Origin of the sequence: Pseudoalteromonas sp. NZS71_1, assembly GCF_015864305.1 — a bacterium.
Classification (GTDB): domain Bacteria; phylum Pseudomonadota; class Gammaproteobacteria; order Enterobacterales; family Alteromonadaceae; genus Pseudoalteromonas; species Pseudoalteromonas arctica.
Window position 1 is genome coordinate 155908 of the sequence record NZ_JADYXM010000009.1, and the last position, 16846, is coordinate 172753.

The following is a 16846-nucleotide window of genomic DNA, read 5'->3' on the forward strand; positions in this document are numbered from 1 at the left end:
TCCTACTTAAAAGATGATTACCTTAGGTTTTAATACGTCGATCGTTAGCTAAATACTGTTCGCGGTTTAGATATAAATAAGTGCTTCTAAATTTCATAAAAAAATCCGATAGCAGTAAACTGCTATCGGATTTTTATCTGTTATACCAACCTACTTACATATGCTATTTAATACATTAAATTGCTTAAATATTTATGCAGGTAGGCACTATGGTATTTACGCTTTTTCTAAATCTTCAACGTCACCTAAACCTGCAGTTAGCTCTTCAAGTAATTGCTTTATTTCTTCAGAAGCTAAAATAAAGTCAGCATCAAGTTTTAAAGCCATATCTTCTTTAGGAATATCTGCGTTTTCTTCTTTTAGAGTTTCAGAGTAGCTTAAACGTTTGATAGAGCCATCGTTTTGCAGCATAAACTTAAGACGCTCTTGCCAATCAAGTGCAAGTTTAGTTACGCGTTTACCACTTTCTAAATGCGATTTAACTTCATCACACGATAGATCATGACCTTTAAGCTTTACTTGTGCGCCGCTGTCGTCTGCTTCTTCAAGTTCAGCGTCTGAGCCAATAGCAAAACCTTCTGGTGTACTAAAGTTAGTTAACCAATCAGTTAAAAATACATCTAGGTCGTAGTTAGCAAACGCAGGTACAACCGGAAGCGTTCCCAACGATTTACGAAGTAGTGCTAGTAGCTCTTCTGCTTTATTAAAGCTGCCACTATTTACAACAACCCAACCGTTTTCTTGGTCAATAAAGGCAAATTGTAAGCTCGACTTTTTAAATGCTTGAGGTAGAAGAGTATGAAGAATGTTTTCTTTTAATTCGTCTTTTTCTTTCTTTTTAACTGGGCGGTTTTCTTCAGCTTCTATCAGATCAACTTTCTCAGCAACTAGTTCATTAATAACAGAAGCAGGGAGTACTTTTTCTTCGCGTTTAGCGCAAACTAGAATACTTTTTTGAGAAAAATGCGATAGCGTATCGCCATGTTTTCCAAACGCTTTTGTCCAACCAAATGTTGCAAGCTCTTGACCAGTACATGGGCGAAATAAATCTTGCTCTAATGCTTTATCAAAGTCTTCTTGAGTATATGAAACGTCTTGCTTAAAGCGGTAACAAATAAGGTTACTAAACCACATAGGGGAATTGATCCATTTGAAAAATTTGTACAATCATAGCAATAAAAACAGCATCTCGAAATGACTGATTTGTTACTAGGGCGTGTTGAACTTTATGGATTGAAATTTGTTCAATCTAGGGGCGATTAAATCGCGGCGCGAGGTTTGTAACCTAGTGGAATAAGTAAAAACCGAGCAACAAAGAGTTAATCGTCCCTAGAAAGAACCCAAAGGGCAGCGCATGTTTGGTATTTATGCTGCGTTGTCGCCTATTTATGGGGAATAACCACACTACATAGGCTCTGCCTTGCCTAAAAACCAAACATATTGCTGTAAATTCAACCACCAAAGAACAACACGCCCTAATAATTTAATGCATATACTTTTATTTATTCATATTTATCAAAAATAGGCAGTGGCTTAGCCATGTTCTTCGGAAATTGAATATAGTAACGCAGACCTTTGCCCGGTTCACTCGTTGCATCAATAGAGCCACTAAGGGTTTGCTTGACCAAATTAAGCATTATATGGGTGCCTAATCCGCTACCGCCTTCATCGCGTTTGGTAGTAAAAAATGGGTCAAATAATTTTTTTAATTGCTCGTTAGTAACACCGTTACCGTCATCTTTGTAATCAATAGTTAAGTTGGTGTCATCAGCGCTTATTTTAATATCCATTACACCGTTGCTTTTACCTTCAAAGCCATGAATAAGTGAGTTCATAATTAGGTTAGTAAAAATTTGGCTTATAGCCCCAGCAGGTAGATTTAAAACTAAATCATCAGGACATTCTAATTTTATAGTATGGGATGTCTTTTTTAGTTTTGGGTGCAGTGAGCGTATTACTTCGTTAGTGTAATCTTTAAAGTTAATGGTTCTTACTGCTTCACTGGCTTGATCGACCGCTATTTGTTTAAAGCTAGCTATAAGCTCCGAAGCTCTATCTAAGTTAGTGGTTAGTAAGCTTGTGCTTTGTTTTGCTTCGTTAATGAATTCTTCTAGTGCTTTTGGCGAAAGTGTTTTTTCGGTATAAGCATTTTCGAGTTTATTTAAGCGTTCTTGTAAAAATGATATTGCCGTTACACCTATCCCAATAGGGGTGTTTATATCGTGTGTAATACCTGCTACAAGTCCGCCTAGCGCAGCCATTTTTTCTGTGCCTAGTAAACGTTCCTGTGCAAGGCTTAACTCTTCTATATAGCGCTGAGATTCAGTTTGCTTTGTAATTAATTCTTGCTCTGTGCTGCGGCGTAAGTCTACTTCTTCGGTGAGGACAATTTTTTGCTTTTCGAGTTCGTATTTTTGCTGCTGTAAATCCATCATTGCTTGGCTTAAGTTGGATGTTTTACGGGCTACGTCTTGTTCAAGTTGTATGTTGTGTTGATCAAGCTTTTCGTTACTTATAATGAGTTCTTTTTGGGTGTGTTCAAGCTCTTTTCTATACTGAACCACTTTATCTATTAGTTTGTTAAATGACTGCTCCATCACTTTTAGTTCATTATGTTCTTCTGTTTCTATCTCTATATGTTGACCTTCTAGCTCGTCTAGCTCTAAATTTTCTAGTTGCTCAGTGAGTTCTGCTAAAGGGTCTGTAAGAAGTTTTCTAAATGCCATTAAAAATAAGATGATCAAAAAGGTGGTTTTAATCATCGCATTACCAATCAAAAAGTAGATTGATACCATAATGCGGCTAAAAACAACTTCTCGACTTGAGAATAAGGTAACGTCACCAACTTGAGTAGCACGACCTGAAAATTCAAAAATAAGTGGAAAGGTATAACCAAATAAACCCGATTTTGCGTCTTCTAAAATAACCTCTTCTTGTACTAACTGTTGGTTATATAGCTTGTGTATATCAAGAGAGCGCCCTAGCTGTGAAATAATTTCGCCGCTGTCGTCTCGAACAATAATCCCTTCAATCATGGGAATGGCGAGTAAACCTTCTGCTGTTGTAATTGTTTGCTTGGTATTAAGCTCCCAAATTGCACGTGTTAAGCTGCGACTAAAGGTTTTTTGTAAGGTACTAAGTTCATCGCGAATATAGTCTTTAGTATTGACGTATTCAGCAAGCACTTGTCCACAGGTCACTACAAAGGTAAGCAAAAAATAGACGGATAAAACGCTAGTCAGTAGCTTCTTAGAAAGACTTTTTTGTAACATGAGTGACTTGTTCATCCTTTATTATTTTTGTAACGTTACGATAGTAATTTAAAAGTTAGTCAATAAACCTCTAAAAATAAATAAAAAAGTTAAAATTTAGTAAGATAAATCACAAAAAGTGAGCGTGTAGTATCAAAGTATTTAAACCAAGGTATAAATTAATAAATTCGTTATCTGTTATGTATTGTAGGCTTAATTAGTATTTGCTTTGGTTAATTATATCTTAAACGGATTTATTCTATATTTATCATTGTATTAAATTATTAATGCGCTGAGTGCTTTGAGGCGTGTTAAAGTGTCTAAAATGCAATGGAAGGCATTAGTTTAATAACCTTTTAATAACTTTGATGGTTGTGTAGTAGTAAACATGATGAAATTTTCGATATTAGTCTGTGACGATTCTGCAGTTGCCCGTAAACAAGTCGTGCGGTGTTTAAATGAATGTATAGACGCTCAAATACAACAAGCTACAAATGGAGCGCACGCTCTAGAACTTTTACGAGCACAAAGCTTTGATTTATTGTGCTTAGATCTCACCATGCCCGAAGTTGATGGTATACAAGTACTCGAGACTATAAAAATAGAAAAAATAGAGTGCTTTGTTTTAGTTATTTCTGCCGATATACAAGAGAAAATGAAGCAACGAGTCGCACAACTTGGCGCAATAGACTTTATCGATAAACCTATCAATAAATCTAACTTAAACGAAATATTGCATAAATTTGGCATTCATTAGGTTTTTTTATGTTAAAAAAGGCTGTTTTATCTTTTAATTTAGGGTTGACAGCATAGCCTTTGTTAAGGCAGTCTTAACATATGAAAACAATTAATCGCGTACTGACCATTATTATTACAACCATCATTCTTACTGGATAGTGGCATAGGTCGGTGCAACAAATTTAAAGGCCTGTGTTCACTTAGAACACAGGCCTTTTTTCGTTTTATGGGATGAGGAACATAAACAATGCGAGTTTTAAAATTTGGTGGGTCTTCGCTTGCCGACTATGCATGCTTACAACAGGTAGCTCAGCTAGTTAAAGCACAATTAAAAGATGAAATGCTTTTGGTACTTTCTGCTCCAGGTGGAATGACCGATTCGCTAGTTGCACTTGCAAGTGCTGCAGAACAAGGCTCTGACTTTTCGCAGCAATGGCAAGCATTAGTTAGCCGCTGTGAAGGTTTGAAAGCTGACGTTGAAAAAAGTGGTGTAGTAGTTACAAGTTGGCCAAACTTAGGCGAGCTTAAAAATAAACTAGATGGCGTATCACTTATACAATGTTGCCCCGATAAAGTTCGCGCATTTGTGATTAGCTTTGGAGAGCGCGTTAGTGTTTCTTTAATGCAGGCTTTATTGAATTCGCACGATGCAAGATACTTAGAAGCAACAAGCTGTATCGCTTCAACTGGCGGTTATATCGACGCCGAGGCTGATTTAGTAACAAGTAAAGCGCGCTTTCAAGCTGTGCTTAAAGAAAGTCCTGCAACTATCTATATCATGCCTGGTTTTACAGCGAGTAATGACAAAGGTGAGCTTACAACGCTTGGCCGTAATGGCTCAGATTACTCAGCAGCCATTGCTGCGGCATGTTTAGAAGCTGAGATTTGCCAAATTTGGACTGACGTTGATGGTGTATACAGTGCTGATCCTCGTTATATTAAAAAAGCGACTAAAGTAGATTTTTTATCTTATAAAGAAGCGATGGAGCTTTCTTACTTTGGTGCAAAAGTACTTCACCCTAAAACAATTTTACCGTGTGCTAAAGCAGGCGTGCCGTGCGAAATTAAAAATACGCATAACCCAGACGCACAAGGCTCATTAATTGGTAACGATTATTCATCAGATGAGCCAGTAAAAGCGCTTTCGAGCCTACAAGACCTTGCAATGCTAACTGTCTCAGGGCCAGGCATGAAAGGCAAAGTAGGTATGGCGTCTAAGGTATTTAACGCGCTTGCTCACGATAACGTATCAATTGTATTGATCACGCAGTCATCATGCGAATTCAGCATTAGCTTTTGTGTACACGAAACAGACCTAGCACTTGCACTTGATGCGCTACAAACTGCATTTGAGCTTGAATTACAAGCAGGGCTTATTGAGCCTGTACAAGTGCAGCGCAATTTAGCCATTGTTACTTTAGTGGGCGATAACATGCGCGCGCACCGTGGCTTAGCGGCTAAGTTTTTTGCATCGCTTGCACAAGCGCAAGTAAATATTGTGGCAATTGCACAGGATTCTACAGAAAGTGCTATTTCAGCAGTAATTGATGGCGAACTTTGTAACGACGCCGTAAAAATATGTCATGAAAACTTTTTCACGCATGTGCCGTCAATTGATGTGTTTTTACTAGGTTGTGGCTTAGTAGGGCAAGAGCTTATTAATCAGCTTGAGCGCCAACAAGCGTGGCTGGAAAAACGTAATATTAAACTTAACTTGTATGGTGTTGCTAACTCTCGCCAATTACACCTTGATAGTGAAGGTATTGCTTTTGGTGATTGGCAGCAAAAATTGGCCTCATCCGAGCAGGCGTTTGATTTAAAACTAGTAGAGCAGTTTGTTAAGCAAAATCATTTAGTAAACCCTGTGCTTGTTGATTGTACGTCGTCGGATGCACTTGCTGCGCAGTATGTAGACTTTTTAAATGCAGGTTTTCATGTGGTTGCTGCCAATAAAAAAGCAACAACAAGCTCATACACGTATTACCAAGATTTAATTGCAGCAACGCAAAAGAATAATCGTAAATTTTTATACGAAACAAACGTTGGTGCAGGCTTACCAGTAATCGACAACTTACAGTCGTTATTTGGTGCCGGTGATGAGTTATTAGAGTTTAGTGGTATTTTATCAGGTTCACTTTCGTATATGTTTGGCGCACTTCAAGATGGTTTATCACTTTCTGAGGCAACTATTAAAGCCAAAGAAAGTGGCTTTACTGAGCCAGATCCTCGTGATGATTTATCGGGTACCGATGTAGCACGTAAGTTATTGATCATCGCTCGCGAAGCCGGTATGAAATTAGAGCTAAGCGATATTGAAGTTGAGTCAGTATTACCACCAGGTTTTGCACAAGGTGATAGCGTTGATGAGTTTATGGCAAAACTACCAAGCTTAGATGCTGATTTTAACGACCGTATCAAAAGTGCTGCGAGCGAGGGTAGGGTACTTCGCTATGTAGGCACAATTAAAGAAGGCCACTGTAAAGTAGGTATTGAAGCGGTAGATGCAAAGCATGCGCTTAGTGTCATTCGTGATGGTGAAAACGCACTGGCTATTTTAAGCCAATACTACCAGCCACGTCCGTTTGTAATTCGTGGTTATGGCGCCGGCTCGGAAGTAACAGCCGCGGGTGTATTTGCTGATATTTTAAAAACGTTATCGCGCTAGGAGCTCGTTATGATTGAAGTATATGCTCCGGCGTCTATTGGTAATTTTGCAGTGGGTTTTGATGCACTTGGCGCAGCGCTTGCGCCAATTGATGGCAGTTTATTAGGCGATGTAGCCGTTGTAAGCGCAGCACCAAGCGATGAGTTTATTTGCACTGGCGAGTACGCTCACAAGTTACCCAGTGATGCTAATGAAAATTTAGCGTACCAGTGCTTAGTGCATTTTAGAGCGCATGTTGCGCCTACTATGCCAAGCGTAAAGCTCGAGCTTAAAAAGAACTTACCAATTGGCTCTGGGCTTGGCTCTAGCGCGTGTTCGGTAGTGGCTACTTTTGCTGCCCTTGATAAGTTTGCAAAAACTAATTTAAGTCAGGTTGAGCTTATTGAGCTTATGGCTGACTTTGAAGCTGTAGTGAGCGGTGGTCGCCATTACGACAACATTACGCCATGTTATTTAGGTGGTTTGCAGTTAACAGGTGATTTAATTCCTGATAAATCGATTGCACTGCCTGTTGATGAAAACTGGTACTACGTTGCTGCGTTTCCTGGTTTTTCGCTTAATACCGCAAAAGCGCGCTCTGTTTTACCAAAAGAGTTGAGCATGCATGCAAGTGTTGAGTTTGCTCAGCGTTTGTCGGCATTTAGTAGCTTACTGTTAACTAATCGTTTTGACGATGCGCTAAGCATAATGAAAGATGAAATAGCAGAACCTTACCGCGCACCGCTTATAAAAGGTTTTAGTGATGCCAAAGCAAGCTTGCCAGCACTGGGCGCTGAAATAGTCAGTATTTCGGGCGCAGGGCCCACCTTGTTTAGCGTATGTAAAACACTTGAAGCTGCACAGCAATGCGCGCAGTGGTTAGAGACCAATTACATTAACGAGCAAGGCTTTTGCCACATTTGTAAATTAGATAACGACGGCACGCGTCAATTAACAGTTTTATAGGATAGGTAGTCATGCAATTACATAATTTAAAAGATAGCTCACAAAAAGTGTCGTTCGTTGAAGCCGTAAAAACAGGTTTGGGTCGTAACCAAGGTGTATTTTTCCCAGAATCACTGCCGCCACTGTCCGATGTTGATGCATTGCTTGATATGGACTTTGTTACGCGCAGCGGCAAAATATTATCGCACCTAATTGGTGATGAGCTACCAAGCGATACTGTGGCACAAATGGTTAAAAATGCATTTAACTTTCCCGTTAAGCTGGTAGAAGTTGAAGAGAACACATACTGTTTAGAACTGTTTCATGGTCCTACACTTGCGTTTAAAGACTTTGGTGGTCGCTTTATGGCAGAGTGTTTAACGCAGTTTAACAAAGACGAGAAAGTAACTATTTTAACAGCAACATCGGGCGATACCGGTGCAGCTGTAGCGCATGCTTTTTACAATAAACCAAATATCGATGTTGTTATTTTATACCCTAAAGGCAAAATTTCACTTGCTCAGCAAAAGCTATTTACTACGCTAGGTAACAATATTCATTGTTATGCAGTTGAGGGCAGCTTTGATGATTGCCAAGAGCTAGTTAAAAATGCCTTTTTAGATGAAGAAGTTAAATCAACACTTGGGCTTAACTCAGCTAATTCAATTAATATTAGCCGTTTAGTTGCTCAGGTTTGTTACTACTTTGAAGCCATCGCACAGCTACCAAAAGAAAAGCGCGCAACAGCACATATATCAGTACCTAGTGGTAATTTTGGTAATGTGTGCGCCGCAATGATTGGTGCGGTTATTGGTTTACCTGTTGGCAAATTAAGTGCAACAACAAATCAAAATGATACTGTGCCGCGCTTTATGCTTGATAAAAACTGGACGCCAAACGCAACGCTTGAGTCGCTTTCAAATGCGATGGATGTAAGTAAGCCAAACAATTGGCCGCGTGTACAAACAATGTTAGATAATAACTGGTTTAGCTACGATAATTTTTATTCAACAAGCGTAAACGAGCAAGACACGCAAGCCGTGATGAAAAAAATTCAACAAACTGGCTATGTTGCGGAGCCTCATACTGCTATTGCTTACCAAGGTCTTGTTGAAAATCGTGCGCCGGGTACTGCGGGTATCTTTTTAGCGACAGCTCATCCTGCTAAGTTTAAAGAAAGCGTAGAGGGTATTCTAAATATTGAATTAGGTATGCCAAAACCACTTGCTGATGCACTAGCAAAACCATGCCTAGCAAGCGATATGAACGCCGATTACGACGAGTTACGTACCGAAATGCTCGCTAAATTAGGCTAAGTTAAATTAAAAGGAAAAGCGGCTTGAGCCGCTTTTTTTATAACTTTATACGGATGAATACACTTAGTTATATTTACTAATTAAATGTAGTAAATATAATTCATTTAAAATTATTATGGCTTTATAAAAAAATATCATCTTAAAAGAGCTGTGAAATAGTTTCAATCCCTGTTTAAATATCCTCAACTTAAGAGCGTAGGCAAAGAGTCGTTTAAAGCGTACAATAAAGCCTCTAAAAAACACCATACACGTTGCCCTAGGAGACCCCAATGTTAGAACGTAGCATGAATATTTCGGATTTTGATCCAGAGTTATTTGACGCGATAACCAAAGAAACTGCTCGCCAAGAAGAGCATATCGAACTAATCGCTTCAGAAAACTACTGTAGCCCACGCGTACTAGAAGCGCAGGGTTCACAGCTTACAAACAAATACGCAGAAGGTTACCCAGGCAAACGTTATTATGGCGGTTGTGAGCATGTAGATGTTGTTGAGCAATTAGCAATTGACCGTGCTAACGAATTATTTGGTTCTGACTACGCTAACGTGCAGCCACATGCTGGTTCGCAAGCTAATGCTGCTGTTTTTCTAGCATTATTAGACGCTGGCGATACTGTATTAGGTATGAGCTTAGCTCATGGTGGTCACTTAACTCACGGTTCTCACGTAAGCTTCTCTGGTAAGCTTTACAATGCAATCCAATACGGACTAGATGAAGCAACGGGCGAAATTGATTACGCACAAGTTGAAGCACTAGCACTTGAGCACAAGCCAAAAATGATTATTGGTGGTTTCTCAGCGTACTCTGGTATTGTTGATTGGGCTAAATTCCGTGAAATTGCTGACAAAATCGGTGCTTATCTGTTTGTTGATATGGCTCACGTTGCGGGTTTAATTGCGGCAGGCGTTTACCCAAGCCCTGTTCCTCATGCACACGTTGTAACTACAACTACGCATAAAACACTTGCAGGCCCTCGTGGTGGTTTGATTATTTCTGCATGTGGCGATGAAGCAATCTACAAAAAGCTTAACAGCGCTGTTTTCCCTGGTGGCCAAGGCGGTCCTTTATGTCATGTTATTGCAGCAAAAGCAGTGGCATTTAAAGAAGCACTTCAACCAGAGTTTAAAGTATACCAAACACAAGTTGTTAAAAACGCAAAAGCAATGGTTGCTGTAATGCAAGAGCGCGGCTACAAAATCGTTTCTGACAAAACTGAAAACCACTTATTTTTACTTGATTTAATCGATAAAGATATCACTGGTAAAGATGCAGATGCTGCCCTAGGCAACGCTAACATCACAGTTAATAAAAACTCAGTACCGAACGATCCACGCTCACCATTTGTAACATCTGGTTTGCGTATTGGTTCTCCTGCAATTACTCGCCGTGGTTTTACTGAAGTAGAATCAAAAGAGCTTGCTGGCTGGATTTGTGACGTACTAGATAACATCACTGATGAATCTGTACAGGCGCAAGTTAAAGAAAAAGTAAAAGCAATTTGTGCAAAATTACCTGTTTACGCTTAATTGCATAAGCGGCAGTAATTTAGAGCACATAAGCTAGGGGCCTGTTTATCTTTCGAGGTTTAATTTGCAGTAGTATGTTTGGCTTTTAAGCAAGGCAGAGTCTATGTAGTGTGGTTACTCCACACAAATAGGCGATAACGCAGCATAAATGCCAAACATGCACTGCCCTCGGGTTCGTTCTAGGGGCGATTTACTCTTTGTTGCTCGATTTTTACTTAGCCCACTAGGTTACAAATCTCGAGCCGCGATTAAATCACCCCTAGATAGAACAAATTTAATCCTGAAAGGTCAACAGGCTCTATTTTTTTGCTAAGATAAAAGACCGCTATTTAGCGGTCTTTTTTGTTTTAAAACGGAAGTACCGAGCTATGCATTGTCCATTTTGTACCGCAAAAGATACTAAAGTTATTGACTCACGCCTTGTTGGCGGAGGCCATCAAGTTCGCAGGCGTCGTGAGTGTAACGACTGCCACGAGCGCTTTACTACATTTGAAGGCGCTGAACTGGTTATGCCTCGTGTTATTAAACAAGACGGCAGCCGCGAACCATTTAACGAAGATAAATTATTAAATGGCTTAAATCGCGCACTCGAAAAACGCCCAGTGAGCACAGAGCAAGTAGACGAAGTAGTGAATATAATAAAATCGCAACTACGCGCAACGGGTGAGCGAGAAATTTCAAGCCATTTGGTGGGTGAATGCATTATGGAAGCCCTCAAAAAGCTCGATAAAGTAGCATACGTAAGATTTGCCTCTGTTTATCGCTCGTTTGAAGATATACGCGAATTTGGCGAAGAAATTGCCCGCTTAGGGGAGTAATACCAATTTTATTAAAAACATGATCATTCTATCGCATTAAATAGCGCACTCACTGCGTTAAAAATTATTCATATAGAACAACTATATGTCATAATTTTCGCCTTGTTATTGCGCTATTTTCTTAGCGCTATAATAGACCACTTATTTAACGCAATTGGTATAATAAATGCTGAACCAAGTTCCTTTTACCGAACATGACGAAATGTATATGGCACGTGCCATAGAGCTTGCCAAAAAAGGCCGTTTTACTACCACGCCTAATCCTAATGTTGGCTGTGTATTAGTTAAAAATAATCAAATAATTGGTGAGGGTTTTCATCAATTAGCAGGTCAAGGCCATGCTGAAGTAAATGCACTGGCAATAGCTGGCAATAATGCACAAGGTGCAACGGCTTATGTAACGCTTGAACCGTGTAGTCATTATGGGCGCACGCCACCGTGTGCTGAAGGCTTAAAAAAGGCGGGCGTTGTAAAAGTAATTGCCGCTATGGTTGATACAAACCCACAAGTTGCAGGCAAAGGCCTTAAAATACTGAGCGATGCCGGTATTGAAGTTGCTTATGGATTACTTGAATCACAAGCTCGCGCACTTAACGTTGGCTTTTTTAAGCGAATGGAACAAGGCTTACCTTATGTGACCTGTAAAATGGCAGCAAGCATAGATGGTAAAACAGCGCTTAAAAATGGGCAAAGTAAGTGGATCACAAGTCCCGCGGCTCGCCAAGACGTACAATTATACCGAGCGCAAAGCTGCGCTATTTTAACCGGTGCCGATACCGTGTTAGTAGACGATGCTAAACTTAATGTGCGACTAAGCGAATTACCGAATGCACTTCCCACTGATTTACCGCTTCGCCAGCCCGTGCGTGTTATAATTGATTCACAGAATCGTTTAACGCCCAACCTTGCTTTATTTAAAATCCAAAGTGATGTAATAATATTTACGACTAAGGTTGATAAATCACTGCAATGGCCACATTTTGTAAAGCATATTGAAGTAAGTGAAAGTAACGGCAAAGTTGATTTACAGGCTGTTTTAGAAAAGCTTGGGCAACTGCAGTTTAATAATGTTTGGCTTGAGAGCGGAGCAACACTTGCTGGTAAAATGACAGAGCTTGATTTAGTTGACGAGTTTGTTTTTTATTTGGCGCCTAAATTAATGGGCCATGATGCAAAAAGTTTAGTTAATTTTCCTGAATTGACGAGTATGCAAAACACCGTTGATTTAACATTTAATGAATGTGCGCGCATTGGTGACGATTTACGTATCACCGCGTTAAAAACTCATTAAAATCACTTAATAAAAAGAGTAGCGCTATGTTTACTGGGATAATAGAAGCCACAGGCAAAATTGCTTTATTACAAAAAAAACAAGGCGACTTAGCCATTCGTATCCAAAGTGCTGACCTTGATATGGAAGACGTAAAGCTAGGCGACAGCATTGCAACCAATGGCGTTTGCTTAACCGTAGTTGATAAACATATTGACGGTTTTAGTGCTGATTTATCTAACGAGACGATTGGTTTAACCGGTTTTGCTCACTATGCTTTAGGGCAAACGGTGAATCTTGAAAAAGCCATGCAACCTGTTTCGCGTTTAGGCGGTCATTTAGTATCTGGCCATGTTGATGGCATAGCAACTATTACAAGCATTACAGCAAACGCTCGAGCAACAGAATATTGGCTTACAACCGAAGAAAATTTAATGAAATACATCCCGTACAAAGGTTCGGTATGTATTGATGGTATAAGCCTGACAGTAAACGCTGTAGAAGGTAATAAATTCAAATTAACAATTGTTCCACATACGAGTGAGCAAACCACAATTGCTCACTTTAAAGTAGGCACTCAAGTTAATTTAGAAGTCGATCAAATTGCACGTTATTTAGAGCGCCTTATAAAAGGTGCAGAGCAACCAACGGGCTCTGATATTTCGATGAGCTTACTCGCTAAAGCGGGTTTTATTAAATAACGAAACTGATAACTTATACGAGCAAATTTATGAATTTACACAGCGCACAAGAAATCATCGACGATATTAAAGCCGGTAAGATGGTTATTTTAATGGATGATGAAGATAGAGAGAATGAAGGCGATTTAATTATTGCCGCAGAGCATATTAGTGCACAAGCTATTAATTTTATGGCCACTCATGGCCGTGGCTTAATTTGTTTAACTATGACGCAAGAGCGTTGTGAGCAACTTGATTTACCTTTAATGGTTAAAAATAATGGTGCTGCATTTTCAACTAACTTTACAATGTCGATAGAAGCATCAAAGGGTGTTACTACAGGTATTTCAGCAGCAGATAGAGCGCGTACAGTGCAAGCGGCTATAGCTAAAGGCGCAGTACCAAGTGATATCGTGCAGCCTGGTCATATTTTTCCAATTATGGCACAACCTGGCGGCGTATTAACTCGCGCAGGACATACTGAAGCTGGCTGTGATTTAGCGCGTTTAGCTGGGCTTGAAGCATCATCTGTTATTGTTGAAATACTTAATGCCGATGGCACCATGGCGCGTCGCCCTGATTTAGAAGTTTTTGCGAAAGAGCATGATATTAAAATTGGTACTATTGCTGATTTAATCGAATACCGTAACTTAAACGAAACAACAATTGAGCAAGTTGCAAAATGTAAGTTACCAACTATTCACGGTGAATTTGATTTAGTTACTTACAAAGACACAATTGACGGCCAATTACATTACGTATTGCTTAAAGGCGATATAAAAGAGCAAGAACCGACAAATGTACGTGTACATTTGCAAAGTACCTTTAACGATATCCTACTTTCAGATAGAAGTGCTGACCGTAGTTGGGGCCTTTCAGAAGCAATGGCTTATATCGCTAAAAATGAAGGTGCTTTAGTTATTTTAGGTAAGCAAGAAAGCACTGAAGAATTAGAGGCAACTGTAAAAGCATTCGCAGCAGCTGATGCTGGCGAAAGCGTTACGCCTCGTAAATTCAAAGGTACATCTCGTACTGTTGGCGTAGGCTCGCAAATACTTGCAGATCTTGGAATTAAACAAATGCGATTAATGAGTCGCCCTAAAAAGTACCATGCACTTTCGGGCTTTCATTTAGAAGTTGTTGATTATGTTGAGCCACAATAAGCATCACGCTTAAACTAGGCTATTATTTTATTTTTATGGTATGATGCGCAGCAATTTTTGCGCAATCGCAACCGCTTGAACTTATTTTTAGGGTTATCAAATGAAAATTATTGAAGGTAGTAAGTACGCTCCTGGCAAAAAGTTTGCCATTGTCATTTCTCGTTTTAATGACTTTATCGGTAGCAGCCTCCTTGCAGGTGCTGTTGATGAGCTAAAACGCACTGGTGGCGTATCTGATGACGACATTACCGTTATTTATGTACCAGGCGCGGTAGAATTACCTTTAGCGGCTAAACGCGTTGCGGCAAAAAAAGAGTATGATGCAATCATCGCATTAGGCGTAGTGATCAGAGGTGGTACACCACACTTTGACCTAGTTGCTGGCGAATCAAACAAAGGTCTTGCGCAAGTATCACTTGAGTATGATATCCCGGTTGCATTTGGCGTATTAACCACAGAAAGCATTGAACAAGCAATTGAGCGTGCTGGCACCAAAATGGGCAATAAAGGCGGCGAAGCTGCTTTAGGCGCGCTTGAAATGGTTAATGTGTTAGATAAAATTTAAGTTTAAGGAATTTTTGTGAAACCAGCAGCAAGACGTAAAGCACGTATCTTAGCACTCCAAGCCGTTTATTCTTGGCAAATAAGTGGCAATTTAATTGCCGATATCGAACAACAAATGTTGATCGAAACAGACGTTACTAAAATTGATGTTGAATACTTTAAAGATTTAGCGACGGGTGTTGCTGTAAATTATAAGCAACTAGACGAAGCTGTATCACCACATTTAACACGTCCGTTTAATGACTTAGATATGGTTGAGCGCGCAATTTTACGTTTAAGCAGCTATGAGCTTAAGTTCCGTGAAGATGTACCTTATAAAGTTGCTATCAACGAAGGTATTGAGCTGGCCAAAATATTTGGCGCTGAAGACAGCCATAAATTTGTAAACGGTGTACTTGATAAAGCTGTTAAGCATTTACGCAAGTAAGTAAACCGTTAAAGAGGGGAGCCGGCATAGGCCGGCTTTTTTGTGTATGAAGGAATTTGAATTAATTAACCGCTACTTTAAAGGTCGCGGGATCACCCGTCGTGATGTAAACCTAGGTATAGGGGATGATTGCGCTTTAGTAACCGTTCCACAAAACTGCCAACTTGCTGTTACAACAGATACTCTTGTTGCTGGCGTACACTTTTTTGATGATATTTCCCCTCGTGCATTAGGTCACAGAGCGCTTGCTGTTAATTTAAGTGACTTAGCGGCAATGGGCGCTGAGCCAACATGGGTTTCAGTTGCGTTAACCTTGCCAAGTATTGACCCACAGTGGATTGAAGAGTTTACTGAAGGCATGCATGAAATTGCAGAATACTTTAATGTGCAAATTATAGGTGGCGATACTACTCAGGGCCCATTAACTATCACTATTTGTGCAAAAGGGACTGTACCAGAAGGTACTGCACTTCGCCGTAGTGGTGCGAAAGTGGGTGATTGGGTTTATGTTACAGGTCCGCTAGGTGACGCTGGACTTGCAATTGAGTCTCGCAAACAAGGTATAAGTATTGAGCCAGAGCATTTAAAGTACTTAAATAAGCGCTTTGACTTTCCAACACCGCGTGTTGCTGCAGGACAGGTATTGCGAGGCCTTGCATCATCGGCTATTGATGTATCGGACGGTTTAATCGCTGATTTAAGTCATATACTTGATATGTCGCAAGTAAATGCAGTTGTGAATATTGAAAGTATTCCGACTTCAGATGCAATGCAAGCAAGCCTTGATTTTAATCAGCAGCTGCCATTTATTCTCAGTTACGGTGATGATTACGAATTAATTTTTACTGTACCTGATAGCAATAAAAGTATGCTAGATATAAAACTGCGTCAATATGGTGTAGATGCAACATGCATAGGCCAAATTAAAAGTGGCGATGGTCAAATTGAACTATTACACAACGGTGAAAAGTTTGATTTTAAGCAGCAAGGTTTTGAGCATTTTGTAAAGGAGCTGGTTTGAACAAAAACCGAAAGTTTAATTTAAAGCGCCCACATCAGTTTTTTGGTTTGGGTTTTGGTACTGGGTTAGCCCCTAAAGCGCCTGGCACATTTGGCACTTTTGCTGCACTGCCATTCATTTTTATGACTATGTATTATCCGCTATGGTTGCAAATTGTGTTTGCAGTAGTGATCAGTATATTTGGTATATGGGCCTGTGGTAAAACGGCTGATGATTTAGGCGTGCACGACCATCCTGCTATTGTATGGGATGAAGTGGCAGGCTATTACATTACAATGATTGGTGCAGCACTTAGCTGGCAAACATTACTCGTTGGTTTTTTGTTATTTCGCTTTTTTGATATAGCAAAACCTGGCCCAATCCGTATGCTAGACAAACGAGTACATGGTGGTTTAGGTATTATGGCCGATGATATACTTGCGGGCGTTTTTTCGCTTATATGCTTACAGGCGCTAATAAAAGTGGGTTTACTACCCTTTTAAT

At 39.9% G+C, this 16846-nt stretch carries 15 protein-coding genes; 13 read left to right on the top strand and 2 right to left on the bottom strand.

Annotated features, from left to right (window positions below; all coding sequences use genetic code 11):
- Window positions 1–216 precede the first annotated feature (216 nt).
- The gene (rdgC, locus tag I6F43_RS14115) at window positions 217–1134 is read right to left on the bottom strand and encodes a recombination-associated protein RdgC (protein WP_007587156.1); all 918 of its coding nucleotides are present in this window, start codon (window positions 1132–1134) and stop codon (window positions 217–219) included.
- Window positions 1135–1502: 368 nt separating this feature from the next.
- Complete coding sequence (locus I6F43_RS14120; protein ID WP_010554589.1) at window positions 1503–3272, bottom strand: sensor histidine kinase; 1770 nt, start codon at window positions 3270–3272, stop codon at window positions 1503–1505.
- 367 nt (window positions 3273–3639) lie between these two features.
- Here I6F43_RS14120 and I6F43_RS14125 point away from each other — a divergent pair, with 367 nt between their 5' ends.
- From I6F43_RS14125 to I6F43_RS14185, 13 genes are all read left to right on the top strand, one after another.
- Window positions 3640–4008 carry a response regulator gene (locus I6F43_RS14125; protein WP_024589756.1) on the top strand — a complete coding sequence of 123 codons (369 nt, stop codon included), beginning with the start codon at window positions 3640–3642 and terminating at the stop codon, window positions 4006–4008.
- A 228-nt stretch (window positions 4009–4236) separates the two neighbouring features.
- Window positions 4237–6654 carry a bifunctional aspartate kinase/homoserine dehydrogenase I gene (gene thrA, locus I6F43_RS14130; RefSeq protein ID WP_024589757.1) on the top strand — a complete coding sequence of 806 codons (2418 nt, stop codon included), beginning with the start codon at window positions 4237–4239 and terminating at the stop codon, window positions 6652–6654.
- Window positions 6655–6663: 9 nt separating this feature from the next.
- A complete protein-coding gene (thrB, locus tag I6F43_RS14135) occupies window positions 6664–7599 on the top strand; it encodes a homoserine kinase (RefSeq protein WP_197102816.1) in 936 nt (311 codons plus the stop codon).
- A gap of 11 nt (window positions 7600–7610) precedes the next feature.
- Window positions 7611–8894 carry a threonine synthase gene (gene thrC / locus I6F43_RS14140; RefSeq protein ID WP_197102818.1) on the top strand — a complete coding sequence of 428 codons (1284 nt, stop codon included), beginning with the start codon at window positions 7611–7613 and terminating at the stop codon, window positions 8892–8894.
- A 269-nt stretch (window positions 8895–9163) separates the two neighbouring features.
- Window positions 9164–10420, top strand: coding sequence for a serine hydroxymethyltransferase (gene glyA, locus I6F43_RS14145; RefSeq protein WP_024593690.1), 1257 nt, complete (start codon window positions 9164–9166; stop codon window positions 10418–10420).
- A 368-nt stretch (window positions 10421–10788) separates the two neighbouring features.
- Window positions 10789–11238, top strand: coding sequence for a transcriptional regulator NrdR (gene nrdR, locus I6F43_RS14150; protein ID WP_002961761.1), 450 nt, complete (start codon window positions 10789–10791; stop codon window positions 11236–11238).
- 166 nt (window positions 11239–11404) lie between these two features.
- A complete protein-coding gene (gene ribD, locus I6F43_RS14155) occupies window positions 11405–12529 on the top strand; it encodes a bifunctional diaminohydroxyphosphoribosylaminopyrimidine deaminase/5-amino-6-(5-phosphoribosylamino)uracil reductase RibD (RefSeq protein WP_197102819.1) in 1125 nt (374 codons plus the stop codon).
- Window positions 12530–12555: 26 nt separating this feature from the next.
- The gene (locus tag I6F43_RS14160) at window positions 12556–13209 is read left to right on the top strand and encodes a riboflavin synthase (RefSeq protein WP_007587137.1); all 654 of its coding nucleotides are present in this window, start codon (window positions 12556–12558) and stop codon (window positions 13207–13209) included.
- A gap of 29 nt (window positions 13210–13238) precedes the next feature.
- The gene (ribBA, locus tag I6F43_RS14165; protein ID WP_010554580.1) at window positions 13239–14351 is read left to right on the top strand and encodes a bifunctional 3,4-dihydroxy-2-butanone-4-phosphate synthase/GTP cyclohydrolase II; all 1113 of its coding nucleotides are present in this window, start codon (window positions 13239–13241) and stop codon (window positions 14349–14351) included.
- 100 nt (window positions 14352–14451) lie between these two features.
- Entirely contained in the window at window positions 14452–14916 is a 465-nt protein-coding gene (gene ribH / locus I6F43_RS14170; protein ID WP_007587130.1) for a 6,7-dimethyl-8-ribityllumazine synthase, read from the top strand.
- 15 nt (window positions 14917–14931) lie between these two features.
- Window positions 14932–15342: a transcription antitermination factor NusB gene (gene nusB / locus I6F43_RS14175; protein WP_007587129.1), complete on the top strand. Its 411-nt coding sequence runs from the start codon at window positions 14932–14934 to the stop codon at window positions 15340–15342.
- A gap of 46 nt (window positions 15343–15388) precedes the next feature.
- The gene (gene thiL, locus I6F43_RS14180; protein WP_197102820.1) at window positions 15389–16363 is read left to right on the top strand and encodes a thiamine-phosphate kinase; all 975 of its coding nucleotides are present in this window, start codon (window positions 15389–15391) and stop codon (window positions 16361–16363) included.
- Window positions 16360–16845, top strand: coding sequence for a phosphatidylglycerophosphatase A family protein (locus I6F43_RS14185; RefSeq protein WP_007587120.1), 486 nt, complete (start codon window positions 16360–16362; stop codon window positions 16843–16845). The genes thiL and I6F43_RS14185 overlap by 4 nt, the downstream gene beginning before the upstream one ends.
- Window position 16846: the final 1 nt, after the last annotated feature.

Excerpts from the sequence above, each read along its gene's own strand:
- rdgC (WP_007587156.1), bottom strand. The coding sequence starts at position 1,134 with ATGTGGTTTAGTAACCTTATTTGTTACCGCTTTAAGCAAGACGTTTCA.
- I6F43_RS14120 (WP_010554589.1), bottom strand. The coding sequence starts at position 3,272 with ATGTTACAAAAAAGTCTTTCTAAGAAGCTACTGACTAGCGTTTTATCC.
- I6F43_RS14125 (WP_024589756.1), top strand. The coding sequence starts at position 3,640 with ATGATGAAATTTTCGATATTAGTCTGTGACGATTCTGCAGTTGCCCGT.
- thrA (WP_024589757.1), top strand. The coding sequence starts at position 4,237 with ATGCGAGTTTTAAAATTTGGTGGGTCTTCGCTTGCCGACTATGCATGC.
- thrB (WP_197102816.1), top strand. The coding sequence starts at position 6,664 with ATGATTGAAGTATATGCTCCGGCGTCTATTGGTAATTTTGCAGTGGGT.
- thrC (WP_197102818.1), top strand. The coding sequence starts at position 7,611 with ATGCAATTACATAATTTAAAAGATAGCTCACAAAAAGTGTCGTTCGTT.
- glyA (WP_024593690.1), top strand. The coding sequence starts at position 9,164 with ATGTTAGAACGTAGCATGAATATTTCGGATTTTGATCCAGAGTTATTT.
- nrdR (WP_002961761.1), top strand. The coding sequence starts at position 10,789 with ATGCATTGTCCATTTTGTACCGCAAAAGATACTAAAGTTATTGACTCA.
- ribD (WP_197102819.1), top strand. The coding sequence starts at position 11,405 with ATGCTGAACCAAGTTCCTTTTACCGAACATGACGAAATGTATATGGCA.
- I6F43_RS14160 (WP_007587137.1), top strand. The coding sequence starts at position 12,556 with ATGTTTACTGGGATAATAGAAGCCACAGGCAAAATTGCTTTATTACAA.
- ribBA (WP_010554580.1), top strand. The coding sequence starts at position 13,239 with ATGAATTTACACAGCGCACAAGAAATCATCGACGATATTAAAGCCGGT.
- ribH (WP_007587130.1), top strand. The coding sequence starts at position 14,452 with ATGAAAATTATTGAAGGTAGTAAGTACGCTCCTGGCAAAAAGTTTGCC.
- thiL (WP_197102820.1), top strand. The coding sequence starts at position 15,389 with ATGAAGGAATTTGAATTAATTAACCGCTACTTTAAAGGTCGCGGGATC.